Origin of the sequence: Pantoea sp. ACRSB (genome assembly GCF_022346905.1) — a bacterium.
Taxonomy (GTDB): Bacteria; Pseudomonadota; Gammaproteobacteria; order Enterobacterales; family Enterobacteriaceae; genus Pantoea; species Pantoea piersonii.
In genome coordinates this window covers 919,501-944,857 of the sequence record NZ_JAKRNL010000002.1, presented here as the reverse complement: position 1 = coordinate 944,857, position 25,357 = coordinate 919,501, and the positions used below count along the sequence as shown (strand labels likewise).

The 25,357-nt window shown below is 59.6% G+C and carries 24 protein-coding genes; 8 read left to right on the top strand and 16 right to left on the bottom strand.

Annotated elements, in window-relative coordinates:
• Positions 1–75: 75 nt before the first annotated feature.
• The 10 genes from mprA to MHZ89_RS10810 all read right to left on the bottom strand — a co-directional run bounded on the left by mprA (position 76) and on the right by MHZ89_RS10810 (position 10,398).
• A complete protein-coding gene (gene mprA, locus MHZ89_RS10855; protein WP_081142432.1) occupies positions 76–606 on the bottom strand; it encodes a transcriptional repressor MprA in 531 nt (176 codons plus the stop codon).
• Between the two features lie 316 nt (positions 607–922).
• Complete coding sequence (locus MHZ89_RS10850) at positions 923–2,110, bottom strand: MFS transporter (RefSeq protein ID WP_311782992.1); 1,188 nt, start codon at positions 2,108–2,110, stop codon at positions 923–925.
• Positions 2,111–2,257: 147 nt separating this feature from the next.
• Positions 2,258–3,256, bottom strand: a complete 999-nt coding sequence (proX, locus tag MHZ89_RS10845) for a glycine betaine/L-proline ABC transporter substrate-binding protein ProX (protein ID WP_120457410.1) — start codon at positions 3,254–3,256, stop codon at positions 2,258–2,260.
• Between the two features lie 57 nt (positions 3,257–3,313).
• Complete coding sequence (proW, locus tag MHZ89_RS10840) at positions 3,314–4,468, bottom strand: glycine betaine/L-proline ABC transporter permease ProW (RefSeq protein ID WP_311782991.1); 1,155 nt, start codon at positions 4,466–4,468, stop codon at positions 3,314–3,316.
• Positions 4,465–5,661, bottom strand: coding sequence for a glycine betaine/L-proline ABC transporter ATP-binding protein ProV (gene proV, locus MHZ89_RS10835; protein ID WP_311782990.1), 1,197 nt, complete (start codon positions 5,659–5,661; stop codon positions 4,465–4,467). Before proV ends, proW begins: the two co-directional genes overlap by 4 nt.
• A 384-nt stretch (positions 5,662–6,045) precedes the next feature.
• Positions 6,046–7,005, bottom strand: a complete 960-nt coding sequence (nrdF, locus tag MHZ89_RS10830; protein WP_126690593.1) for a class 1b ribonucleoside-diphosphate reductase subunit beta — start codon at positions 7,003–7,005, stop codon at positions 6,046–6,048.
• 8 nt (positions 7,006–7,013) lie between these two features.
• Complete coding sequence (gene nrdE, locus MHZ89_RS10825) at positions 7,014–9,152, bottom strand: class 1b ribonucleoside-diphosphate reductase subunit alpha (protein WP_311782989.1); 2,139 nt, start codon at positions 9,150–9,152, stop codon at positions 7,014–7,016.
• Entirely contained in the window at positions 9,122–9,535 is a 414-nt protein-coding gene (gene nrdI / locus MHZ89_RS10820; protein WP_120457418.1) for a class Ib ribonucleoside-diphosphate reductase assembly flavoprotein NrdI, read from the bottom strand. Before nrdI ends, nrdE begins: the two co-directional genes overlap by 31 nt.
• A gap of 4 nt (positions 9,536–9,539) precedes the next feature.
• Entirely contained in the window at positions 9,540–9,782 is a 243-nt protein-coding gene (locus tag MHZ89_RS10815; RefSeq protein WP_120457420.1) for a redoxin NrdH, read from the bottom strand.
• A 298-nt stretch (positions 9,783–10,080) separates the two neighbouring features.
• The gene (locus MHZ89_RS10810; RefSeq protein WP_311782988.1) at positions 10,081–10,398 is read right to left on the bottom strand and encodes a DUF883 family protein; all 318 of its coding nucleotides are present in this window, start codon (positions 10,396–10,398) and stop codon (positions 10,081–10,083) included.
• Positions 10,399–10,550: 152 nt separating this feature from the next.
• Between MHZ89_RS10810 and MHZ89_RS10805 the strand changes: the two genes are divergently transcribed.
• From MHZ89_RS10805 to MHZ89_RS10790, 4 genes are all read left to right on the top strand, one after another.
• A complete protein-coding gene (locus MHZ89_RS10805; protein WP_311782987.1) occupies positions 10,551–10,886 on the top strand; it encodes a DUF2002 family protein in 336 nt (111 codons plus the stop codon).
• A gap of 134 nt (positions 10,887–11,020) precedes the next feature.
• Positions 11,021–12,427, top strand: coding sequence for an S-methylmethionine permease (mmuP, locus tag MHZ89_RS10800; RefSeq protein WP_311782986.1), 1,407 nt, complete (start codon positions 11,021–11,023; stop codon positions 12,425–12,427).
• Positions 12,417–13,352, top strand: coding sequence for a homocysteine S-methyltransferase (gene mmuM, locus MHZ89_RS10795; RefSeq protein ID WP_311782985.1), 936 nt, complete (start codon positions 12,417–12,419; stop codon positions 13,350–13,352). Before mmuP ends, mmuM begins: the two co-directional genes overlap by 11 nt.
• Before the next feature lie 85 nt (positions 13,353–13,437).
• The gene (locus MHZ89_RS10790) at positions 13,438–13,857 is read left to right on the top strand and encodes a hypothetical protein (RefSeq protein WP_311782984.1); all 420 of its coding nucleotides are present in this window, start codon (positions 13,438–13,440) and stop codon (positions 13,855–13,857) included.
• Positions 13,858–13,863: 6 nt separating this feature from the next.
• On the opposite strand, the gene speG is transcribed toward MHZ89_RS10790, so the two are convergent.
• The 6 genes from speG to MHZ89_RS10760 all read right to left on the bottom strand — a co-directional run bounded on the left by speG (position 13,864) and on the right by MHZ89_RS10760 (position 19,444).
• Positions 13,864–14,409, bottom strand: coding sequence for a spermidine N1-acetyltransferase (gene speG / locus MHZ89_RS10785; RefSeq protein ID WP_311783025.1), 546 nt, complete (start codon positions 14,407–14,409; stop codon positions 13,864–13,866).
• Positions 14,410–14,476: 67 nt separating this feature from the next.
• Positions 14,477–15,154 carry an ABC transporter ATP-binding protein gene (locus MHZ89_RS10780; protein WP_120457429.1) on the bottom strand — a complete coding sequence of 226 codons (678 nt, stop codon included), beginning with the start codon at positions 15,152–15,154 and terminating at the stop codon, positions 14,477–14,479.
• The gene (locus MHZ89_RS10775) at positions 15,147–15,980 is read right to left on the bottom strand and encodes an ABC transporter ATP-binding protein (protein ID WP_311782983.1); all 834 of its coding nucleotides are present in this window, start codon (positions 15,978–15,980) and stop codon (positions 15,147–15,149) included. Before MHZ89_RS10775 ends, MHZ89_RS10780 begins: the two co-directional genes overlap by 8 nt.
• Positions 15,970–16,827, bottom strand: a complete 858-nt coding sequence (locus MHZ89_RS10770) for an ABC transporter permease (RefSeq protein WP_120457433.1) — start codon at positions 16,825–16,827, stop codon at positions 15,970–15,972. The genes MHZ89_RS10775 and MHZ89_RS10770 overlap by 11 nt, the downstream gene beginning before the upstream one ends.
• On the bottom strand, positions 16,824–17,876 hold the full coding sequence (locus MHZ89_RS10765; protein ID WP_120457434.1) for an ABC transporter permease: 1,053 nt from the start codon (positions 17,874–17,876) through the stop codon (positions 16,824–16,826). Before MHZ89_RS10765 ends, MHZ89_RS10770 begins: the two co-directional genes overlap by 4 nt.
• Positions 17,876–19,444 carry an ABC transporter substrate-binding protein gene (locus tag MHZ89_RS10760; RefSeq protein WP_311782982.1) on the bottom strand — a complete coding sequence of 523 codons (1,569 nt, stop codon included), beginning with the start codon at positions 19,442–19,444 and terminating at the stop codon, positions 17,876–17,878. Before MHZ89_RS10760 ends, MHZ89_RS10765 begins: the two co-directional genes overlap by 1 nt.
• Before the next feature lie 607 nt (positions 19,445–20,051).
• On the opposite strand from MHZ89_RS10760, the gene mgtA reads away from it, so the two are divergent.
• From mgtA to MHZ89_RS10745, 4 genes are all read left to right on the top strand, one after another.
• Positions 20,052–22,748 carry a magnesium-translocating P-type ATPase gene (gene mgtA, locus MHZ89_RS10755; RefSeq protein WP_311782981.1) on the top strand — a complete coding sequence of 899 codons (2,697 nt, stop codon included), beginning with the start codon at positions 20,052–20,054 and terminating at the stop codon, positions 22,746–22,748.
• 10 nt (positions 22,749–22,758) lie between these two features.
• Complete coding sequence (mgtU, locus tag MHZ89_RS22690; RefSeq protein WP_371315545.1) at positions 22,759–22,845, top strand: magnesium transporter protection protein MgtU; 87 nt, start codon at positions 22,759–22,761, stop codon at positions 22,843–22,845.
• A 269-nt stretch (positions 22,846–23,114) separates the two neighbouring features.
• Complete coding sequence (locus tag MHZ89_RS10750) at positions 23,115–24,809, top strand: ShlB/FhaC/HecB family hemolysin secretion/activation protein (protein ID WP_311782980.1); 1,695 nt, start codon at positions 23,115–23,117, stop codon at positions 24,807–24,809.
• 8 nt (positions 24,810–24,817) lie between these two features.
• Positions 24,818–25,345, top strand: coding sequence for a toxin-activating lysine-acyltransferase (locus MHZ89_RS10745; protein ID WP_311782979.1), 528 nt, complete (start codon positions 24,818–24,820; stop codon positions 25,343–25,345).
• Positions 25,346–25,357 lie beyond the last annotated feature (12 nt).

The following is a 25,357-nucleotide window of genomic DNA, read 5'->3' as shown; positions in this document are numbered from 1 at the left end:
GCGACAAGGCGCTGGCCGGATAAAAGGGGATTAAAATAACGGTTTCGACAGGTGATTGTGTCGCAGTTCTTGCTATTAGCGAGAGAGGGAAGCGATGACCTGATCTTCGTCCATTTTATCGAGACGATTGAGTAACTTACGCGTAATGCCTTCCAGCTGCGATTTTTCATCAGTCGACAGGGAAGACCAGAGATACTGCAGGCTCTGATGCTGAGGCGGCAGCAGCTGACGCAGAAACTCATTACCTTTTTCAGTCAGATGCAGATGGAGGCAGCGACGATCGTTATCGCTCTCGCGACGCTCAATCCAGCCGCGTTTCTCCAGCTCATCTGCGATGCGCGTCGCATTGGTACGCGAAGAACCCAGCGCGGCGCTCAGCTCGGACGGCTGAATGCTCTGGTTTTCCTGCGCGTCCAGCGTGATCAGCGCCATGAATAAGGTTTCGTTAATTCCCTGCGCCTTTAACATCTTATTGCGATTTTCCAGCAGCTTTCCCTGCATGTGCATGCACAGACGCGTCAGAATGATTTCGTGCAGCGGGAAATCTTTGTGACGATTTGCGCGGATGTTAAGCATCTGTTCAATGGGAGTAAACGAACTTTCCATTATAAAAAAACCTCACTAGTTTCAACTAATATAGTAACGATGGTGACAGATTAAGCGTAGTCATTTTTACTCCGCGCAATTGTTCAGAAGGTCACACTGTCGTCATCAGGTGTTTCCAGGCCACTCCCTGACCTTGGGCACGAAACCCTCGCTCACCGCCGCTGGCTGCGGCAGGCGTCGATATCAATACGGGAAGAAACTTTTTGTTTGCTAAATAATTTCGCAAGAAAAAATAACTTCTGTGAATAGATTTGATGCTAACCATAACAAAACTAACCATTCGTGACCAGACTCAATCACATCTTTGGCATTTTATTTACTTACTTAACTGGGTTTCGAAGCGATAGCCGCGCCACCAAATCAGCAGGTTGAGCAGCGTCATGATCACGCCTGCGGCACAAACGCCGTACCAGCCAGCAGCATGAAAAGCGTTGGCGGAAAGAAGGGAGCCAAAAGCGCCGCCGATAAAATAGCTGGTCATATAACCCGACGTGAGGCGATTACGCGCCTCAGGCATCTGGCTGTAGATCACGCTCTGGTTAGTGATATGCACGCCCTGCACCGCCAGGTCGAGCAGCAGAATGCCGACAATCAGCGCCGCCAGCGAGTGCGCGCCCAGCGCCGTCATTCCCCAGGAGGCGAGCATAATCAGCAGGCCGAGCGTGGTGGTGAGCCTGGCTTTGCCTTTATCCGCCAGCGACCCGGCCTGACGCGCAGCCAGCGCGCCCGCCGCGCCGACCAGACCCAGCAGGCCGATTTCGCCTTCAGAGTAGCTGTAAGGCGGAGAGGCGAGCAGAAACGCCATTGAAGTCCAGAGCACGCTAAAGTTGGCGAAAGAGAGACAGCCGGTCAGGGCGCGGGTGCGGATAACGCGATTCGCCTTATAGAGCTGGAAAATCGACTTCAGCAGCTGCGGGTAGTTAAGCGACACCGCAGGTTTCACCTGCGGCAGAAAACGCCACAGCGCCAGCGCCATCAGCGCCATCAACAGGCTGGCGGTCCAGTAAACGGTACGCCAGCCGCCCAGCTGCGCCAGCGCGCCCGCAACGGTACGCGCCAGCAGAATGCCGAGCAGCAGCCCGCTCATCACCGTACCGACAATCTTGCCACGCTTCTCCGGCGGCGCCAGCGTCGCGGCGAGCGGCACCAGGATCTGCGCCACAACTGAAAACAGCCCGGTCAGTACGGTGCCCAGCAGCAGCAGGGAAAAAGAGGAGGAGGTAGCGGTGATCACCATGCCGCCTGCGGCCAGCAGGCTCATACCGACGATCAGCGCGCGGCGCTCAAGCATATCACCAAGCGGCACCAGCAGCAGAAGGCCGCAGGCGTAGCCGAGCTGCGCCGTGGTGACGATAAACCCCGCCATGCTGACGGAGAGGCCGAAATTGCTGGCGACGGTATTGAGCAACGGCTGCACGTAGTAGTTGCTTGCTACGGAGAGCCCGGTGGCGATGGACATCAGCACGACCAGCGCAGGCGTCAGCGTATGGCGATGAGTATTCATTTATATATTAGGCAGGTAGTAATAATCATAATAGGTTAATAGTAACCCAAAAAACTATTTCATTAATGTGTAAATTGACAGGACGTACCAGTCGGTACAGCAGAAAGCGAAGGGGCAGAGAGTTCCGCCCCTGAAGTGAGTATTTACTTATTTTGCGGCCGCGAGGGCATCTTTAATCCACTGGTCGAACTGCTGCTGGTGGGCTTTTATCCAGCCATCGACGTGGCGGTTAATATCCGCTTCAGACGCCTGGCCTGCATGCATCGCCGCGTTTTCCGCATTGATATCGGTAATCGGCAGCTTCATCTCGGCGAACAGTTTTGCCGCCGCCGGGTTTTTTTCAGCCCAGGCTTTGTTCGCTACGATATGCATGGTGTTAACCGGGAAACCGTAATTCGCGCCGTTAGCCAGTTTGGTATCGACCTTGCTCTGCGCCCCAGGCAGCGACGAGAACGGCACCTGTAGCCACACCACATCGCGGCCCGGCTTCAGCACGTCGCTCAGCCAGTATGGCGTCCAGGTATAGTAAAGAATCGGTTTGCCCTGCTTAAAGCGCGCCAGGGTATCAGCGATCATCGCCGAGTAGTTGCCCATATTGGCGGTGACGGTATCGCTCAGGCCAAACGCGGTGTTCTGATGATTGATAACCGCTTCGCAGCCCCAGCCCGGCGTGCAGCCGGTCATATCCGCTTTGCCGTCGCCGTTGCTGTCGAACAGCTTAGCGATTTTCGGATCTTTCAGCTGGGCGATATTGGTGATGTGGTACTGCTCGGCGGTTTTCTTGTCAATCAGGTAGCCCTGCGCTGCGCCAGAGACATAGGTGCCTGCGCGGTAGAACTTTTTGTCGCCGCCGGCGGCGTTATACATATCGTCGTGCAGCGGCTGCCAGTTGGTGGCGATAAAGGTAATGTCGCCAGAGGCCATAGAGGTGTAGGCCACGTTGTAGTCGATTTCGCTCGGCTTCTCGACGCTATAGCCCAGTTTTTCCAGCGCGCGGCTTACCAGCAGGGTCTGAAAGCCCTCTTCAGCAATGGTGCTTTGCGCAGGCTTAACGGTAATGCCTGTGCCGGGCAGATCGGCAGCGGAAGCCTGGGAGAGGGCGAGCGTGGTCAGCACGGCGGCGAGGAGAGGTGCGGTCTTGCGCATAGTTATTCCTTATTATCGACGTTGCGAGGCGGGCGGTCGCGAAGGACCGCCCGAAAATCAGGATTTACGGAAAGGGCGCGTCAGCAGGCCAACCGGCCCGCTATGGCTCCAGTGGCGGCTGCCGCGGCTGCGGCCGTCGCGACCCACTGACTGGGTCAGACGATCGAGAATAATGGCGAGGATAACGATACCGACGCCGCCCACGGTGGCCAGTCCCATATCAAGACGGCCGATGCCGCGCAGCACCATCTGACCCAGCCCACCGACGGCGATCATCGAGGCGATCACCACCATCGACAGCGCCAGCATCAGCGTCTGGTTTACGCCTGCCATAATGGTCGGCATCGCCAGCGGCAGCTGCACCTTAAACAGCATCTGGCGCGGGCTGGCGCCAAAGGACTCGCTGGCTTCGATCAGATCGGCGGGCACCTGCTTGATGCCGAGAATGGTCAGGCGCACCATCGGCGGCAGGGCGAAAATAATGGTGACCACCACGCCAGGCACGTTGCCGATGCCGAACAGCATGACGATCGGCACCAGGTAGACAAAGGCCGGCGTCGTCTGCATGGCGTCCAGCAGCGGTCGTATGATGCGACCCGCGCGTTCGCTGCGCGCCAGCCAGATGCCCAGCGGCAGCCCAATAACGATACAGAACAGCAGCGCGGTAAGCACCAGCGCCAGCGTCACCATCGCCTGTGACCAGGCGCCGATAGCACCGATCAGCACCAGCGAGATCAGCGTAGCGACGCCCATCGCCGGGCTGGCGATCTGCCAGGCGATCAGAGCGAACACCAGAATCGCTATCGGCGCGGGCAGGCTCTGCAGCAGATGCTGAAAGGCGCTCAGGATATAGTCCACCGGCACGCGAATGCCCTGAAACACCGGACGGAAGTGATTGACCACCCAGTCGATGCCTTCGGTCACCCAGCGATCGAGCGGGATCCAGGTTTTATGGAAGGGATCGAGCAGATTAAAATGTTCCGGCTGCGGCGCAGGCGCGCTGCTCAGCCAGTCGCTGCCGCTGCTGGCGGCGCTATGCGCGGCGCTGCCGTCGGGCGTTCCCCAGGCGTCGGCGCCGTTGCCGGCGGGCGCGGCGCTCTGCGTTGCGGCATCACCCGCGCCTGACCAGGGATCGCTGCTCGCCTGCGCGGCATCGGCGGCGTGAGGCGCGGCACTTGCGCTATCCCAGGGTTGACTGTTTTGTTCACTCATGACGAAGCTCCCTCACGATCTAAAGCGCGTAACAACATGCCTTTGGAAATGATACCGACGTACTGATTCTCTTCGCCCACCACCGGCACCGCGCAGGGCGCGTGCGCGACGTGGCCGAGCAGTTCGTTCAGCGAGGTATCTGAGGGAACGGCGGCTGGCGCGTCGAGCAGGGCGCTCTCCAGCCCTTCGCCTGCCGCCAGCGCCGCCTTCAGCGAGTCGGTGGAGACCACGCCGATAAATTTTTGCTTCTCCAGCACATAGCCGAATTCGCGATCCTCATCCTGCAGCAGTTTGATGGCGGAGCGCGGGCCAAAGCCGGGCGCCTTGCGGATCAGTGCGCCAGCGCTGCGGCGGGCGATATCTTTCGCGCTAAAGACGTGGCTGATATCGACGCCGCGGAAGAAGGTGCGCACATAGTCGTTAGCCGGGTTATTGAGAATTTCATCCGGCGTGCCGACCTGCACCACTTCGCCGCCCTGCATAATGGCGATGCGGTCGCCGATGCGCATCGCTTCGTCGAGATCGTGGGAAATAAAAATAATGGTGCGCTGATGTTTCGCCTGCAGCTTAACCAGCTCATCCTGCATTTCGGTACGGATCAGCGGATCGAGCGCTGAAAACGCCTCGTCCATCAGCAAAATATCGGGATTAATCGCCAGCGCGCGAGCTAATCCAACGCGCTGACGCATGCCGCCGGAAAGTTCGTCGGGATAAGCATGCGCATAATTTTCCAGACCGACCTGACGCAGCGCGTCCAGCGCTTTTTCCTGACGTTCCGCCAGTGGGACGCCAGCTAATTCCATGCCGAAGGCGGTATTATTTAGCACGTTCATATGCGGCATCAGCGCAAACGACTGGAATACCATGCTGATTTTATTTCTGCGCACCTCGCGCAGTTCGTTGTCAGATATTTTTGCAATATCGACGCCGTCAATGATTACCTGACCGCGGGTGGGTTCTATCAGACGATTGAGAAGGCGAACCATGGTCGATTTTCCGGAGCCGGAGAGTCCCATGATGACGAATATCTCGCCTTCTTCAATGGCCAGACTGGCGTTTTTGACGCCCAGAGACAGACCGGTTTTCGCCAGAATAGTCTCTTTGCTTTCCCCTTTATCAATATATTTAAATGCGCGATCGGGGTTTTCCCCGAATATTTTATACAGGTTTTTTACTTCAAGTTTAATTGCCATGCAGTGATAGAATCCTGTTTAATTTATTTTGACGTTCAGCTTTCCTGGTTAAATTTAAGCGGCTCATACCGTACCATACTGACATTATCTGACAACCCTGAATGGCAATATTCGTGGTGAGGAGAGGGGCGCAAACGGCAGAATTTCCAGTGCTCACAAGGGATGAGGGGCTGCTAATTTTTTGCCGGGACGATCGGGAATTATAGCGATTTGACGCCGTAAACGGCAAAATTGCCAGAAAAGAGCGAGCCGAAATGGCGTAATTAGCGCGTCATCAGCGCGTCATATTTGCGAAATAAAAAGGTGATTTCTGGCGAAATAGCGGGCGGGAAAGAGAGCGATAAAATAAAAATATCGGGCCGCAACGGGCCCGACAGCAGAGGATTAAAAATCCCAGTCTTCGTCTTCGGTTTCGACCGCTTTGCCCATCACATAGGAGGAGCCGGAGCCGGAGAAGAAATCGTGGTTTTCATCAGCGTTAGGCGAAAGCGCGGCAAGAATAGCCGGGTTCACCGTGGTGAGTTCCGCCGGGAACAGCGCTTCATAGCCGAGATTCATCAGCGCCTTATTGGCGTTATAGTGCAGAAAGGTTTTTACCTCTTCCGCCCAGCCCACATCGGCGTAGAGCGCCTCGGTGTAGATGACCTCGTTTTCATACAGCGCCAGCAGCAGATCGTAGGCGAACTGCTGCAGCTCCTCTTTGCGCGCGTCGTCCGCCTGCTCCAGCGCTTTCTGGTACTTATAGCCGATGTAGTAGCCATGCACCGCTTCGTCGCGAATAATAAGGCGGATCAGATCGGCGGTGTTAGTCAGCTTGCCGCGGCTTGACCAGTACATCGGCAGCCAGAATCCGGAGTAGAAGAGGAACGACTCCAGGAAGACGCTGGCGATCTTTTTCTTCAGCGGATCGTCGGCGCGGTAGTGCGCCAGAATGATGCGCGCCTTGTTCTGCAGCGCCTCGTTCTCTTCGCTCCACTGATAGGCGGCGTCTACGTCGCTGGTGTTGCAGAGCGTCGAGAAAATCGAGCTGTAGGATCGCGCGTGCACCGCCTCCATAAAGCTAATATTGGAGAGCACCGCCTCTTCATGTGGCGTCAGCGCATCCGGCATCAGGCCCGGCGCGCCGATAACGTTCTGAATAGTGTCGAGCAGCGTCAGTCCGGTAAAGACGCGGATAGTGAGCTGCTGCTGCTGGCTGTCCAGCGTCTGCCAGGCGGGCAGATCGTTCGAGAGCGGCACCTTTTCCGGCAGCCAGAAGTTGCTGGTCAGACGGTTCCACACTTCAAGATCTTTCTCGTCCTGAAGACGGTTCCAGTTAATCGCCTGAATCTGTTGTAGTTGCATAGTTTTCATCACAACGCGCAGGAAACGCAGCCCTGCACCTCCGTGCCCTGTAGCGCCATCTGGCGCAGTCGAATGTAGTAAAGCGTTTTGATGCCTTTCTTCCAGGCGTAAATCTGCGCTTTGTTGATGTCGCGCGTCGTCACATCGTCACGGAAAAAGAGCGTCAGCGACAGCCCCTGATCGACATGCTGCGTCGCTTCGGCATAGGTGTCGATAATCGCTTCCGGCCCGATCTGATAGGCGTCCTGATAGAGATCCAGATTCTCGTTGGTCATAAAGGGCGCAGGGTAGTAAACGCGTCCGGTTTTTCCCTCTTTACGGATTTCGATGCGCGACACGATCGGGTGGATGCTTGAGGTCGCATGGTTGATATAGGAGATAGAGCCGGTCGGCGGAATCGCCTGCAGGTTCTGATTATATAAACCGTGTGTCATCACCGCCTCGCGCAGTGCCTGCCAGTCGGCGCGCGTCGGCAGCGTAATTCCGGCCTCGGCAAACAGGCGCGCCACGCGCCCGGTGCGCGGCAGCCAGTCGCGCTCTACATATTTATCGAAGTACGCGCCGCTGGCGTAGGTAGAGCGCTCGAAGCCGTCGAAGCGCTGCCCGCGCTCGCGCGCCAGCTGGTTAGAGGTGCGCAGCGCATAGAAGGTGACGCAGTAGAAATAGAGGTTGGTGAAGTCGAGCGCTTCCGGCGAACCGTAGGCCATTCCCTCGCGCGCCAGATAGCCGTGCAGGTTCATCTGCCCCAGGCCGATGGCGTGCGAACGCTGGTTGCCCTCTGCCACCGACGGCACCGAGCCGATATGGCTCATATCGGAAACCGCCGTCAGCGCGCGCACCGCGACCTCTACGGTACGCGCCAGGTCGCGCGAGTCCATGGCGTGCGCGATATTCAGCGAGCCGAGGTTGCAGGAGATATCTTTGCCGACGCGGCGATAGCTCAGATCCTCATTGAACTCGCTGGGGCTGTTGACCTGCAAAATTTCCGAGCAGAGGTTGCTCATATTGATACGACCGGCGATCGGGTTGCTGCGGTTAACGCTGTCCTCATACATGATGTAGGGATAGCCGGACTCGAACTGGATCTCCGCCAGCGTCTGGAAGAAGTCGCGCGGCTGGATCCAGCTTTTACGGATGCGGTCGTCCGCCACCATCTCGTCATACTTCTCGCTGATGCTGATATCGCCAAACGCCTGGCCGTAAATTCGTTCGACGTCGTAGGGCGAAAAGAGCGCCATCTGGCGATTCTCCTTCGCCAGCTGAAAGGTAATATCGGGGATGACGACGCCGAGCGAGAGCGTTTTAATGCGGATCTTCTCGTCGGCGTTTTCCCGCTTGGTATCGAGAAAGCGCAGGATATCGGGATGATGCGCATTGAGCCAGACTGCGCCCGCACCCTGACGCGCGCCAAGCTGGTTGGCGTAGGAGAAGGCGTCCTCCAGCATCTTCATCACCGGAATAACGCCCGACGACTGGTTCTCGATACGCTTAATCGGCGCGCCGTTTTCCCGCAGGTTGGAGAGCAGAAAGGCCACGCCGCCGCCGCGCTTGGAGAGCTGCAGCGCTGAATTCACCGCGCGGCCGATCGATTCCATATTGTCTTCGATGCGCAGCAGGAAACAGGAGACCAGCTCGCCGCGCTGCTGTTTTCCGCAGTTGAGGAAGGTGGGCGTCGCAGGCTGGAAGCGGCCGCTCAGCATCTCTTCCAGCAGGGATCGCGCCAGCGTCTCGCTGCCCTGCGCCAGGGTCAGCGCCACCATGCAGGCGCGCTGCTCGAAGGTTTCCAGATAGCGTTTGCCGTCGAAGCTTTTCAGCGTATAGCTGGTGTAGAACTTCCACGCGCCGAGAAACGTCTTGAATTCAAAGCCCCAGGCCGCCGCCTCGTCGTGGAAACGGCACAGGAAGTCGAAGTCGTACTGGTTCAGCACGTCCGCTTCGTAATAGCCTTCCGCGACCAGGTAGCGCAGACGCTCCGCCGCGCTGGCGAAAGAGAGCGTATTAGGGGCGACATGCTGCAGAAAGAACTGGCGCGTCGCTTCGCGGTCTTTGCTGAACTGGATGCGGCCATCGGCATCATAGAGGTTCAGTATGGCGTTCAGCGCATGATAGTCGAGCGTTACGCCATTGAGGGTGTCTGTTGTTGCCAAAATTGGGTTACTCCCGCTTTAACCGTGGCGATGTCTTCCGGCGTTCCCATCAGCTCAAAGCGGTAGAGCACAGGAACCTGGCATTTTTGCGCGATAATGTCGCCGGCCAGGCAGTAAGCCTCGCCGAAATTGCGGTTGCCCGCTGCGATCACGCCGCGAATGCCGCGCCGGTTCGATTCATCATTAAGAAAGTGAATAACCTGTCTGGGGACCGCGCCGCGACTGCCGCCGCCGCCATAGCTCGGCACCACCAGGATATAGGGCTGGTGGTGCTGCAGACGCGCGGAGAGGTCGAGAGGAATGCGGCGCGCCGGCAGCCCCAGACGGGCAATAAACCGGTGGGTGTTTTCCGACTGGCTGGAAAAATAGACCAGTGGAAACATGGCGCTACTCTCCTGCCGCCGCAAGCTGGCGCAGACCGGCGATTTTGTCCGGGCGGAAGCCGCTCCAGTGCTCGCCATCCGCCATCACCACCGGCACCTGGCGGTAACCGAGCGATTTCAGGCCGTCAACGGCGTCAGGCTGCGCGTCGAGATTGATCAGCTGATAGTCGATGCCATGACGATCCATAGCGTTTTTGGTGGCGCTGCACTGGACACAGTTATCTTTTGTGTAAATAATAATGCGCATGATTCGTATTTCCCTTCTGTCATGGACAAGGTATCTGTGATACGTAAGCGGACGCCCGCATTTCAGGCTTCGTCGCCGCTCACATCTTGTGTCTGGTTTATAGAGAGAATACTAGATATAGTGGTGTTTAAATTCAAGCGCACCATATATAGATATCTGAACAATAAAGCGGCAAGGAGTGGCTAAAGCCAGGCGACATGCGGTTCGGCGCAGCGTAAAAAAATTTGTAAAGATGGCGGGGCAGAAAAAAGGCGAAAAAAAGCCCCGCTTACGCGAGGCTTACGTATTTTGATGGAGATTAACGGCGGCCAACCAGCAGCGCGCCTAACACCAGGCCTACTGCGGCGCCGATGCCCACGCCGTGCCAGGGTTTATCATGCACGTAGGCGTCAACCTGGTAGCTCGCGTCGCGTGCTGCCTGGGAAACGCGGTTATGACCGCCATTCAGCTTCGCGCGCGTCTGCTTCAGCAGCGCCTGCGCCTGGCTGCGCGCAGAATCCACTTCATCTTTTGCCTCGCTGCCGTAGGATTTCAGCAGCGCTTCCAGCGAATCAGCGAGCTCGTTTACATCCTGGTTAACATCAATGTCATCGTTTTTTGTGGTTCGATTAAACATTTTTTCGCTCCCTTTGATTTTGAAAGTAATACTGAGTGTAGACGATACGCGGATAAACGCATCGGCAGGACGGGGGTTTAGGGAAATTCCGAAAGCCGCACGGCGGCGTGCTGTTGTAAGGTTGCGAGGCTTGAAAGAGGAGAGGAAAGAGCATGTATTTACGACCCGATGAGGTAGCGCGCGTTCTGGAAAAGGCGGGATTTGAAGTTGACGAAGTCACGCCAAAAGCCTACGGCTACCGCCGTGGCGACAGCTATGTCTATGTTAACCGCGAAGCCCGTATGGGACGCACTGCGCTGGTGATCCACCCCACGTTAAAAGAGAAGAGTCAGCCGTTTGCCGAACCGGCGTCAGAGATGAAAACCTGCGATCACTACACGCAGTTTCCACTCTATCTGGCGGGCGAGTCGCAGGAGCACTACGGCATTCCCCACGGTTTCAGTTCACGTATCGCCCTGGAACGCTACCTGCAAAGCGTTTTCGGCTAATAGCGACCAGCCCCGTCAGCGCGGGGCACAGCGCTGTTTTTTATCAAATCCTTATCTTTTATCACGTTGCATTTCCTGCCGCCGACGCGTATAACCCTGCCATATAGATGTTTAGACGTCCATACGGATAAAAGATGAGCGAGCAGGAAAACCCGTCACGGGAACACTTTAAGCGCACCATGAAAACGCGCCATCTGGTGATGTTATCGCTGGGCGGCGTAATCGGCACCGGGCTGTTTTTTAATACCGGCTATATCATTTCCACCACCGGTGCGGCGGGCACGCTGCTCGCCTACCTGATTGGCGCGCTGGTGGTGTGGCTGGTGATGGTCTGCCTGGGGGAGCTGTCGGTGGCGATGCCGGAAACCGGCGCGTTCCACGTCTATGCGGCACGCTATCTCAGCCCCGCTACCGGCTACACCGTCGCCTGGCTCTACTGGCTGACCTGGACGGTGGCGCTCGGCTCCAGCTTTACCGCCGCAGGCTTCTGCATGCAGTACTGGTTTCCGCAGGTGCCGGTGTGGATCTGGTGTCTGCTGTTTTGCGTCGCCATCTACCTGCTGAATATTATCTCCACGCGCTTCTTCGCCGAAGGGGAGTTCTGGTTCTCGCTTGTCAAAGTCGTCACCATCATCGCCTTTATCGTGCTGGGCGCGGCGGCGATGTTCGGCTTTATCCCGCTGAAAGATGGCAGCGCCGCGCCGGGTCTGAGCAACCTTACCCAACACGGCTGGCTGCCCCACGGCGTGCTGCCGATTATCATGACCATGGTGGCGGTGAACTTCGCCTTTTCCGGCACTGAGCTTATCGGCATCGCCGCGGGCGAAACGGAAAACCCGCAAAAAGTGCTGCCGCTGGCGATCCGCACCACGGTAGCGCGGCTGATCATCTTCTTTGTCGGTACGGTGCTGGTGCTGGCGGCGCTGATCCCGATGGATCAGGCGGGCATCGTCAAAAGCCCCTTTGTGCTGGTGTTTGAAAAGATCGGCCTTCCTTATGCGGCGGATATCGTGAATTTCGTTATCCTCACGGCGATCCTCTCCGCGGCTAACTCCGGGCTCTACGCGTCAGGGCGTATGCTCTGGTCACTGGCGAACGAGAAGACGCTGCCGCGCTGCTTCGCCCGCGTCAATAAGCGCGGTGTGCCGCAGCTGGCGATCACCGTCAGTATGCTGGGCGGCGTGCTGGCGCTGCTCTCCAGCGTTATCGCGCCGGATACGGTATTTGTCGCGCTGTCGGCCATCTCCGGCTTTGCGGTGGTGGTGGTCTGGCTCAGCATCTGCGCCTCGCACTATATGTTCCGCCGCCGCCATCTGGCGCAGGGCAGGGCGCTGAGCGAGCTAACCTACCGCGCGCCGCTCTATCCGCTGACGCCGATCCTGGGCTTTGCCCTTTGCCTGCTGGCGTGCGTCGGGCTGGCGTTTGATCCCTCGCAGCGCATCGCGCTCTGGTGCGGCATTCCCTTTGTGCTGCTCTGCTATGGAGTTTACGCTGTGACTCATAAAAAATCGCAGGCTGAGGAGGCCAGAAATGCAGCATAATTCCGTGGCGCAGGCGCTGGCTGAAAGTGACATTCTTATCCTGGACGGCGCGCTGGCGACCGAGCTGGAGGCGCGCGGCTGCAATCTGGCGGACGCGCTCTGGTCCGCGAAGGTGTTAATGGAAAATCCTGAGCTGATCTACCAGGTACACCGCGACTATTTCGCCGCCGGCGCGCGCGTTGCCATTACCGCCAGCTATCAGGCGACGCCGCAGGGCTTCGCCGCGCGCGGGCTGGATGAGGCGCAGTCGCTTCAGCTTATCGCCCGCAGCGTTGAGCTGGCGCGGCGCGCGCGCGACGACTACCGCGCTGCCAGCGGCAGCCGGGCCACGCTGCTGGTGGCGGGATCGGTCGGGCCATACGGCGCCTTTCTTGCCAACGGCGCGGAATATCGCGGCGACTACGCGCTGCCGGACGAAGAGATGAAGGCGTTCCACCGTCCGCGCGTACAGGCGCTGCTGGCGGCAGGGGCGGATCTGCTGGCGTGCGAAACGCTGCCTTCTTTTGCCGAAGCGCAGGCGCTGGCCGCGCTGCTGACGGAATTCCCCGGCGCGCAGGCGTGGTTCTCCTTTACGCTGCGCGATGCGCAGCACATCAGCGACGGCACGCCGCTGCGCGAGGTCGCCGCTTTCGTGCAGGCGCAGCCGCAGATTGTGGCGTTGGGCATCAACTGCGTTGCGCTGGAGCAGGTGACGCCTGCGCTGACGGCATTGCAGAGGCTGACCAGCAAACCGCTGGTGGTCTATCCCAACTCTGGTGAGCAGTACGATGCGACGACGAAAACCTGGCATTCCGCGCCGTCGGGCTGCACGCTGCATGACCGGCTGGCCGAGTGGCGCGCCGCTGGCGCAAGGCTGATCGGCGGCTGCTGCCGCACCACGCCGCAGGATATCGCGGCGATTGCGCAGCGGTGTCAACCGCAATAAAGCGCAGAAAACAGTCGATGCTAAGGCGATTAACGGCGCAAGGGCGGTTTACACTGCCCTTTCAGACTCTTTAGCGGATCCACTTATGAAACAGCGACTTCTTATCCTTGCCGCCGCGCTGCTGCTTAGCGGCTGCGCCTCGATTGTCGGCTCACCGACCCAGGCGGTGCGTATCGACTCTCTGCCGCAGGGCGCGCGCTTTACCGTACAGGATGAGGATGGACGCCCGGTGGCAGAGGGCTACACGCCGCAAACCGTCGAGCTGGCGAAGTCGACCGGCCGCTATTTCGGCAAGAAGCACTATCAGGTGATGCTGGAGAGTCCGGGCTACGTGCCGGTTACGCTGCCGATTGAAGGCAAAGCCAACCTCTGGTATCTGCTCGGCAATATTCCGCTGGGCGGCTTTCCCGGCTGGCTGCTGGTCGATCCCTTTAACGGCGGCATGTACAACCTCCAGCCGGAACATCCGCGCCCCTACCTCAATCCGGTTGGCGCGCGTAGCTGAGGGCGATTACTGCGCGGTGGGCTTCACCATCGCGCCGCCTGAGCGGAACCTTTCCAGGAACTGGTGCTGGAAAATGCACATGCGGATGGTATTGCGATACTCGCCGTTGATAAAAAATTCGTGCTTCAGCACGCCTTCCGTTTCAAATCCCAGCTTGCTGTAGATGTGGATCGCTTTCTCATTCTCCTGATCGACAATCAGATAGAGCTTGTAGAGATTCAGTACGGAGAAACCGTACTCCATCGCCAGCTTCGCCGCCTGGCTCGCCAGCCCTTTGCCCTGATGCGCCGGATCGATGATGATCTGAAACTCGGCGCGGCGGTGGACATGATTGATCTCCACCAGCTCTACCAGCCCCGCTTTCTGACCGTCGTGCTCTACGACGAAGCGGCGCTCGCTCTGATCGTGAATATGCTTGTTATAGAGATCGGAGAGTTCAACAAACGCCTCATAGGGCTCTTCAAACCAGTAGCGCATTACGCTGGCGTTGTTATCCAGCTGGTGTACGAAGTGCAGATCTTCCCGCTCCAGCGGGCGTAGCTTAATCGTCATGGTGACCTCTTTGTTGACAGATTTCGCGCGAGTATAGCGCACAAGGCGCGCCAGCTCGCGCGATCCGTCAGGCGGTGATCTGCTCGACGATGCGGCCCTGCGCCATGCGTGCGGCGCGATCGCACATGTGGTCAATCACGTCGGGATCGTGGCTGACCAGCACCATCGTCAGGCCGTCGTCGCGCTTGAGATCGTTCAGCAGATTGAGGATCTCCGCCTGCACCGACATATCCAGCGCCGAGGTCGGCTCATCCAGCAGCAGGATCTTCGGCTCCAGCAGCAGCGCACGCACGATCGCCACGCGCTGGCGCTGACCGCCCGAAAGCTGATGCGGATAGCGCTCCGCCAGCGCCGGATCCAGCCCGACGTGACGGAAACCCTGATTAATACGATCGTCGATATTGTCGCGGCGCAGCAGCTTCAGCGGCTCCGCCAGGGTGCGACGCAGGCGATGGCGCGGATGCAGCGAGGCGTAGGGATCCTGAAATACCATCTGCACATCGCGGCGCAGCTGGCCGGTAAAGGGCTTGCCCGGCGCGACGTCGCAGCCCGCCAGCGCCATTTTTCCCTGCCAGTGCGGGTTCAGCCCGGCCATCACCCACAGCAGCGACGATTTGCCGCAGCCGGACGGGCCGACCAGGCCGAAGCACTCGCCGGCGTTGACCTGCAGATCGACCTCATGCACCACGGTGCGGAGTTCATAGCCCTGCTTATGTGAGACGCTGAGCTGCTGAAGATTAATCATGATTCGCCTCCAGCGCGGCGCGGTCCAGCACCGGCAGCGCCTCGCCGTGTGTCGCTTTGCTCGGACGGCATGACCAGAGCGTGCGCGTATAGGGATGGGTGGCGCGCGGCAGATCGGCGGCGGGCAGGGTATCGAGCACGCGGCCCTTGTACATCACCATCACGCGCTCGCAGTGTTCAGAGACCTGCTGCAGATCGTGGCTGATCAGCAGCAGACCCATATTGCGCGCCTCGACCAGACGGCGGATCAACGCCAGCACCTGATCGCGCATGGCGTGATCGAGCGCCGAGGTCGGCTCGTCGGCGATTAAAAAGGCGGGATCGGCGATCAGCGCGATCGCCAGCATCACGCGCTGGCCCATGCCGCCGGAGAGCTGATGTGGATAGCGCTGCATCAGCTGGCGCGGCTGCGGCAGGCCCACGGCGTCGAGCATCTCGCACACTTTCTCTTTCCGCTCGCTGCGGCTCAGACGGCGGTGCAGCAGCAGCGGCTCCTCCACCTGCCAGCCGATGGTGCGCGTCGGGTTAAGGGCATATTTCGGGTCCTGCATTACCATCGCCACCGTATCGCCGCGCAGCGCGCTCCAGGCTTTTTCGCTCAGGCGCTGCGCGTCGTGGCCAGCCACCTCAAGCTTCTGCGCGTGAAGATGCAGCGCGGGCGAGAGCAGTCCCATTAGCGCACGCGCGGTCAGCGACTTGCCGGAGCCCGATTCGCCCACCAGCGCCACGCGCTCGCGGCCAATGCGAAAGCTGATGTTGTCCACCAGCAGCGCGTCGTCGCTGCGGATGCTCAGCGATTCGGCGTGAAGTAACAGATCATTTGGCATGGCGGGTATCCAGTCGGTCGCGCAGGCCGTCGCCTGTCAGGTTAAAAGCCAGGCTGCCGAACAGAATCGCCGCGCCCGGCGCGGCGGCGACCCACCACTGGTCGAAAATCACTTTGCTGCCTTCCGCGACCATCGAGCCCCATTCGGCGGTCGGCGGCTGTACGCCCATGCCGAGGAAGCCGAGGCCGGCGGCGGAAAGAATAATGCCGCCGAGGCTGAGCGCGGCGCGCACCACGGCGGTCGGCAGGCAGAGCGGCAGAATATGGCCGAACATCAGGCGCAGCCCGGTGATGCCCTGCATACGCGCGGCGGCCAGATAGTCGCTGCGGCGCAGCGCCAGCGTTTCGGCGCGCGCCTGGCGGGCGAAGGGCGGCCAGCTGGTGAGCGCCAGCGCCAGCGCGCCGTTCATCAGGCCTGGGCCGAGCATCGCCACCAGCGCCAGCGCGATAACCAGATTAGGCAGCGAGAGAAAGATATCGGTAATACGCATCAGCACGCGCTCCGTCCAGCCGCCGAGATAGCCCGCGGTAATGCCGACCAGCAGGCCGACCGGAATGGTCAGCACCAGGATCAGCGACACCAGCAGCAGGGTCGGCCGCGCGCCGTAAATGACGCGCGAGAGCAGATCGCGGCCGAAGCCGTCGGTGCCGAACCAGTGCTGCGCCGACGGCGGCAGCAGGCGCGCCGAAATCGTCTGCATATTGGGATCGAAAGGCGCCAGCAGCGGCGCGAGCAGGGCGGTCAGCACCAGGATCGCCACCAGCGTCAGGCCGATGGTCAGCGAGGTGACGCGACGGCGACGGCGGCGCGGCCGTACGGTTTCGAGTTCAGAGAGTTGTTGCGTCATCGGGTTCTCGGATCGGTTAACCAGGTTAAGGCGTCCGCCAGGGCGTTAAGCAGTATAAAGCAGGCGCCGATCAGCAGCGTGGAGCCGAGGATGGCCGGTACATCGGCCGAGAAGAGCGCATTGGTCATATAGCGCCCGACGCCCGGCCAGGCGAAAACGGTCTCGGTCAGCACCGAGCCTTCCAGCAGCGTGGCGTAGGAGAGGGCGATGACCGTCACCAGCGTGCCCAGCACGTTGGGAAAAATATGGCGCAGCAGAATGCGGCCGCGACCGGCACCCTTGGCGCGCGCCAGCGTCACATACTCTTTGCTGCTCTCTTCCAGCAGCGCGGCGCGCAGCAGACGGGTAATGCCCGCCATCGCCAGCAGGCCGAGGATCACCACCGGCAGCCAGAGATGAGCGATAGCGTTGCGGAACATCTCGCGGTCGCCGGAGAGCCAGCTGTCGATCAGCACGAAGCCGGTTTTCGGCTCCAGCGTATAGACATAGAGGTCATCGAGTCGTCCAGGCCCGGCCGACCAGTGCAGTACGGCGTAAAACAGCAGCAGCCCGAGCAGGCCGAGCCAGAATACCGGCACCGAATAGCCGAGCAGGGAGATAAAGCGCGCCACATTGTCGAGCAGGCTGCCCGGCTTCCAGGCGGCGAGCAGCGCCAGGCTAATGCCGAACAGGGCGGCGAATAGCATGGCGCAGGTCGCCAGCTCAATCGTCGCCGGAAAGGTCTGCATCAGATCGTTTGCTACCGGCTGATTAGTGAGACGGGAAAGGCCAAGGTCGCCGCGGGCCAGGTGCTCCAGGTAGCGCCAGAACTGCACCAGCACCGGCTGATCCAGCCCCAGCTCGTGACGCACCTGCGCGTAGGTCGCTTCACTGGCGTGATCGCCAGCGATCTGCTGTACCGGATCCACTGGCGAAAGGTGGGACAACATAAAGGTAAAGGCCAGCAGCCCGAGCAGCGTCACCAGCAGCGACAGCAGGCTGGTGACGAACCGCGACAGGCGCGGCCAGATATGCCGGGCGAACCCGGCATCGGAGGCTGACTGCGCCATTATTTGCTGACCTGCGAGTAGTAAACCATGTCAGGGTTGATGCCCTGCACGTAGCCTTTCAGGTTGTCGCGCATTGCGATCAGGTTGCGCGCCTGCAGGCCGATAACGTACGGCGAGCTTTTCAGCACCGATTTCTGCATCGCCTCATAGAGCGCCACGCGCTTCTGCGGATTGCTTTCCGCCGTCGCCGCCAGCACCTGCTTATTCAGCTCAGGGATATGCCAGTCTGAACGGTAAGCAATGGTTTTGCTGCCATCTTCCGGGTTATAGGCGAAAGAGGCGGCGTTGGTGTTGGGATCGAAATAGTCCGCGCCCCAGGCGTTCAGCGTCGCCTGATACTTATGCGCCTTCACGCTGGTGGAGACTTCCGAACTCAGACCCGGCTGCACGTTAATCTTCACGCCGCCTTTGGCGAAGCTGCCCTGCAGCGCCTGCGCGATATCGAGATAGGGCGGCTGGTTGCTGGTAGAGAGATTGAAGCTGACGTTGGTCAGGCCCGCTTTCTGCAGAATCGCTTTCGCCTTCTCAGGATCGTAGCTGTAAGGCGTGTCGTTGACCGCGCCGAGGAAGCCCTTCGGCAGGAAGGTCTGGTGCACGTCGAACTGGCCTTTCAGCAGCTCGCTGGCGATGCCTTTGTAGTCGAACAGGTAGCGCGCCGCTTCCCACAGCGCCGGGTTTTTCAGGGTATCGTTGGCGCCCACGTTGAACTGAATATAGTAGAGCGATGCCATCGGAATCGCTTCGGTTTTCACGCCCGCTTTGCCTTGCAGCGCGGCGATCTGATCGGCGCCGAGGTTACGCGCGATATCCGCGTCGCCCTGCTCTAGCAGCAGGCGGCGCGCCGCCGGTTCCGGCACGTTTTTAATCAGTACGTTTTTCAGCTTCGGCGCGCCCGCAGGCGAAGTGGGATTAGCGGTCAGCAGCACCACCTGGTGCAGCACCACTTTGCGGATCTGATAGGGGCCGCTGCCCGCCGAGTTGGTCGCCAGCCAGCCGTTGCCCAGGTCACCGTTTTTCTCATTCGCCTTCACGGTTTTTTCATCCACGACAGAGGAGACCGGCGCTGACAGCAGGCTCAGTACGTAGGTCGGGCTGACGTTGGCGGTCCAGCTAATCTGAACGTGGTTGTCGTCGACCTTCTTCAGAAAGCCGTCAACGTTCTCTTTGGTCCAGCCGAGCTGCGTCAGAATAAAAGAGGGATCGAGGTTAAGCTTCACCACGCGGCCCAGCGAGAAGATGACATCTTCCGGGCGCAGCGGGTTGCCGCTGGCGAAGCGGGCGTCTTTGCGCAGTTCAAAGGTCAGGCTGCGGTTGTCGCTGCCCGGCTGCCAGCTGGCGGCGAGCGTCGGTTTCAGATCTGTCGGATTTTGCGGATCGGACTGAACCAGACGCTGATAAATATTGGTAAAGGCCTGCACGCTGGTCAGCTCAAAGCCTTTAGCGGGATCGAAGCTGTCGGCGTCATCAATGGACTGAGCGATAACCAGCGTATCTTTCGGCGTGACGGCATGCGCGGCAAAGGCGGCTGTCAGCGACATCGCCAACAGGGAAGCGACAGTTTTTTTCATGGTAATTCCTTGCCTTATAAAGTAGTAACGCGAGTGTACGGAAGGGCTTAAAGGAAGAATAGTCTATTATGGGCTAACCTTATGCCTTAAAGTTATAAGGCTTGCGCTATGGTTATAAGCGGTGAAAACCCGTGTGAACTAAGTATAGAGAAACAGAACCTCAACAAAGGCTATTTAGGGTTATTTTAATCTTTACCCTTAACGCGACGCGCTTATAATGGCGGCAACTTTCTACTGGAGAATTCACTTGGACAGTCATTCGATATTTTCACTAATACTGGCAAGCTGAATTTCCATGCTGCTTGCCACCCGGCGGGCAGCAATCCTGTTAAATAACGATTGCTTCCTGAATAACATTATTCATTACGAGGCGATCGCTATGCTGCTTTTTTCGCACGCTCTGTTTCCTCCTCCTCGCTGCGCGTAGCTGACTGGCTGCGCCCTGCGCCTGCGCTTTTTCGCCGCGTCGCTATCCATACGCGGCGAGACGCTTACGCCTGCGGCTTATTCGGCCCTCACGCTACGCATCCTTTTTAATATTTAACTTTTTACGCATGCGTATTTTCGCATGTCGGGATTGCTTTGCCTGTTGCAGGGAGAATTCACTATGTCTGAATTAAAACTGGAAAGCCAAACGCTGGCGAAAAATAGCCGCGGCGCTGCGCGAAACGGCGAAAAAAAATATTTAATCGAGCAGGAAGCGAGCCGCTCCGTTGAGGCGACGCTGGCCAGCTTGCATAGCCAGACCGCAGGCCTGAGCCAGCAGGAGGCGGAGCGCCGCCTGGCGCAGTTCGGCCCAAACGAAGTGGCGCAGGAAAAAGCGCCGCCCGCGCTGTTGCAGCTGCTGATGGCGTTTCATAACCCCTTTATCTACGTGCTGCTGGCGCTGGCGCTGGTGAGTTTTTTCACCGACTACTGGCTGCCGCTGCGCGCGGGCGATAAGGGCGATCTCACCGGCGTCACTATTATCTGCACCATGGTAACGCTGAGCGCCCTGCTGCGTTTCTGGCAGGAGTTTCGCACCAACCGCGCCGCGCAGGCGCTGAAGTCGCTGGTCCGCACGACCGCGACCGCGATGCGCGACGGCGCGCCGCAGGAGGTCGCCATGCGCGAGCTGGTGCCCGGCGATATCGTTCTGCTCAGCGCGGGGGATCTGGTGCCTGCCGATGTACGCCTTATCAGCTCGCGCGATCTTTCCGTCAGCCAGGCTGTGCTGACCGGCGAGTCGCTGCCGGTTGAGAAAGTGGACCTCAGCGCCGACGTGGCGGTAAAAAACAGCAGCGCGCCAGCGAGCGGCAAGAGCCTGCTGGAGCTGGATAACATCTGCCTGATGGGCGCCAGCGTATCCAGCGGCAGCGCGTGCGCCGTTGTCGTCGCGACCGGCAGCCTGACCTGGTTCGGATCGCTGGCGAAGTCGCTGGTCGGCAGCCGCGCCCAGACTGCTTTCGATCGCGGCGTCAACAGCGTCAGTATGCTGCTGATCCGTTTTATGCTGATTATGGTGCCGGTGGTGCTGTTTATTAATGGCTTCAGCAAAGGAGACTGGACCGACGCCACGCTGTTTGCGCTGGCCGTCGCCGTGGGGCTGACGCCAGAGATGCTGCCGATGATCGTCAGCTCTAATCTGGCGAAAGGGGCGATGGCGATGGCGCGGCGCAAAGTTATCGTTAAGCGCCTGAACGCGATTCAGAACCTCGGCGCGATGGATCTGCTCTGCACCGATAAAACCGGCACGCTGACGCAGGATGAGATCCAGCTGTCGCACGCGCTTAACTGCGCTGGCGATGAGGATGCGCGCGTGCTGCTGCTTGGCTGGCTGAACAGCAACAGCCAGACGGGAAGCAAAAATCCGATGGATCGCGCGGTGATGCGCGCAGGCGCGATGCAGGTCAGCGAGACGCAGCGCAGCCGCTACCACAAACAGGATGAACTGCCTTTTGATTTTGCGCGGCGTCGACTGTCGGTGCTGCTGGAAGATCTGCAGCAGGGCGAGTCGCTGCTGGTCTGTAAAGGCGCTGTCGAAGAGATGCTTGCCGTGTCGACGACGATTCGCCTTTACGGCGAGTGCGTCCCGCTCTGTGACGACCGCCGGGCAATGCTGCAGGCGCTGGCTGAAGAGTATAACCAGCAGGGCTTCCGCGTGCTGCTGGTGGCAACGCGCGCAGGCGACATCGCGCCGCCGCTGGCGCAGGCAGATGAGCGCGAGCTGACGCTGGAAGGGATGCTGACTTTCCTCGATCCGCCAAAAGCGAGCGCTGGCCAGGCGATTCAGGCGCTGCGCGACAACGGCGTGGCGGTCAAAGTGCTGACCGGTGACAACCCGGTGGTCACGGCGCGTATCTGCCAGGAGGTGGGACTGGACGCCAGCGCGATGCTGACCGGCGATGAGATCGAGGCGATGAGCGACGGCGAGCTGGCGCAGGCCGCAGAGCGGAGCAGCCTGTTCGCCAGGCTGACGCCGCCGCAGAAAGCGCGGCTGGTACGTCTGTTTCAGCAGAACGGCCATACGGTAGGCTTCCTCGGCGACGGCATTAACGACGCCCCGGCGCTGCGCGATGCCGACGTCGGGATTTCGGTCGACAGCGCGGCGGATATCGCCAAAGAGTCCTCCGATATTATCCTGCTGGAGAAAGATCTGCGCGTGCTGGAAGAGGGCGTGCTGAAAGGGCGCGAAACCTTCGGCAATATCATCAAGTACCTGAACATGACCGCCAGCTCAAACTACGGCAACGTCTTTTCCGTACTGATCGCCAGCGCCTTTATTCCGTTTCTGCCGATGCTGTCGATTCAGCTGCTGCTGCAGAACCTGATGTATGACATCTCCCAGCTGGCGCTGCCCTGGGACAAGATGGATGCGGAGTTCCTGCGCAAGCCGCGCAAATGGGACGCCAGCAATATCCGGCGCTTTATGCTGTGGATGGGGCCAACCTCGTCGCTGTTTGATATCACCACCTTTGCGCTGATGTGGCACGTCTTCGGCGCGAATCATGCGGGCGCGCAGTCGCTGTTTCAGTCCGGCTGGTTTGTTGAAGGGTTGCTGTCGCAGACGCTGGTGGTGCATATGCTGCGCACGCAGAAAATCCCCTTTATTCAGAGCCGCGCGGCGCTGCCGGTACTGTTAACCACGTTCGGCATTATGGCGCTCGGCATCGGCATCCCGTTCTCGCCGCTCGGCGCGATGGTGGGACTGGCGCCGCTGCCGCTTGCCTATTTCCCCTGGCTGTTGGCGACGCTGTTCGGCTACTGCCTGGTGGCTCAGGGAATGAAACGGATCTATATCCGCCGCTTCGGTCAGTGGTTCTAGGAGGGCGGCAATGAGAAGAGTAAGGCTCGACCGGGCGTTTATCGGCGTGGCTGTTATCGCCATTGCGCTGATATTACTGACGGTCATAGTACGCTAAATCATCGGCGGCGAGGCGACTCGCCGCTTTTCCATTTTTTAGCCCGTTTCTGTGGTTAAGAATGGTCTTAAATTTTTCCTCTGCAAACTCCCCTGTATCCGCGCTCACCGCTCCGTTTTTATTACAAAAACCCCTAAAATCCCTTAAACATTCAGGCTAAAAAATCAGCAAACGAAAGTTGTCGCTAACAATAAATTATGGATAATACGCAGCCAGTTTTACCTGAGTTAACATAATTTACGATTACTTTACGTGACAGGGATTGTCTGATGGTTTTCCAGCATAAATGTATTCTTTTCTCCATTGCTCTGCTGAACGGCGCGTTTTTTACCGCACAGGCCACCGCCGCAGAGGCGCTGCCTGACGGAAACGACCAGCTACGCCTCCAGCAACAGCGCCAGCAGGCGCTGGAGCGCCAGATGGAACCGAAAGCGCCCGATGTGCGTCTTTCGCCGCCGTCTTCCAGCTTCGGCAGCATCAATTTTCCCGCTGAACGTCCCTGTTTCACCATCGCGCGCGTCGAGCTGCAGGGGCAGCAGGCGCTGCCCCGCTGGCTGCCGCTTAACCGCATCGCCAGCCAGGCGCAGGGGCGCTGCCTGGGGGCGAAAGGCATCAACCTGCTGATGAGCACGCTGCAAAACCGGCTGGTGGATCACGGCTATGTCACCACGCGCGTGCTGGCACCGTCGCAGGATCTCAACAGCGGCGTGCTGCGTCTGGTGATCGTGCCGGGCTACGTGCGCGAGGCGAAACTGACGCCGGAAAGCGGCCACTATCTCTGGCTCTACAGCGCCTTTCCTGCTCATGCGGGCAACCTGCTTGATTTGCGGGATATTGAACAGGGGCTGGAAAATCTGCAGCGCCTGCCGACTGTGCAGGCGGATATGTCGGTGGTTCCCGGCGAACAGCCTGGCGAGAGCGACATCCAGGTGCGCTGGCAGCAGAAAAAGATGTGGCGCGTCGGCGTCTCGCTGGATGACTCCGGCACCCGCAGCACCGGCCGCTATCTGGGCGGCGTGACGCTTTCGCTCGACAACCCTTTTGCGCTGAGCGATCTCTTGTATCTGTCGGCGACGCACGACCTGCAGGGCCAGGGCGGCAAGGGCAGCAAAAACCTCACCGGCCACTATTCAGTGCCGTTCGGCTACTGGATGTTCTCCGCGACGGGCAGCGATTACGACTATCACCAGACGGTGGCCGGGCGTAATCAGGATTATCGCTACAGCGGCAAAAGCAAAAGCCTCGATTTCCAGCTCAGCCGCGTGCTGCACCGCAGCGGCACGCAGAAAACCTCCTTTACCTACGACGTACTGACGCGCGAAAGCCGCAACTACATCAACGACACCGAGGTGCAGGTGCAGCGGCGACAGACCGCTGCCTGGCGTATCGGTCTGCAGCATCGCCACTATATTCAGCAGGCCACGCTGGACGCGGGCATCAGTTATCAACGGGGCACGCGCTGGTTTGGCGCGCAGCCTGCGCCGGAGGAGTATTTCGGCGAGGCGACGGCGCTGAGCAAAATCGTGCAGCTTAATGCGCAGTTCAATCTGCCGTTTACGCTTGGCGATCAGCACTTTCGTTACAACCTGCAGTATCTGCGCCAGATGAGCAACACGCCGCTCACGCCGCAGGAGCAGTTCGCTATCGGCAACCGCTGGACGGTGCGCGGCTTCGACGGCGAGCGCACCCTTAACGCCAGCCGCGGCTGGTATGTGCGCAACGATATCGCCTGGAGCACGCCGCTGCCCGCGCAGGAGTTCTACCTGGGCGCGGATTACGGCGAAGTCGGCGGCGCTGGCAGCGAACTGTTAACCGGCCAGCATCTGGCAGGCGGCGTGGCGGGGCTGCGCGGGCAGGCGTTCAACACCGGCTATGACCTGTTTATCGGCACGCCGTTCTCCAGACCGGATGGCCTGCGCACCAGCAACGTCACGCTCGGCTTCAACCTTAACTGGAGCTACTGAGGGCCGACATGCGCGCAGGACAATATGAGATTAAATCGCCGCTGATCCTCGGTGGCGAAGAGAGCGAGGCGGAGGTGCTGGGTGCCGCCGTCTGGCTGTGGATGCATTCGCCGCTGCACCGCGACGCGCCGCTGCATGCGCTGCCGACGCTGCTGCTGCCGATTATCAAACAGCAGCAGTACGTTCTGGTGGCGGAGGCGGGCCAGCCGGTGTTTTTCTTTAGCTGGGCCTGGCTGAACAGGGAGGCGGAAGCGCGCTATCTCACGCTGCCCGCCATCCATTTTCCGCCTGAAGACTGGAACAGCGGCGATCGCATGTGGTGCTGCGACTGGATCGCGCCCTTCGGCCATACGCTGGCGATGAGCCGTCTGGTGCGCCGCGACCTCTTTCCTCACGCCTGCTGGCGGGCGCTGGATCATCGCGGAGAGCAGCGCGGCAAGCGCGTGTTTAACTTTCATGGCGGCAGCGTCAGCCATGAGGCGGCAAAACGCTGGCAGCAGCAGCATCCGCTCGCCGTGGAGCTGCCACAAATCTGATAAGGACATTAG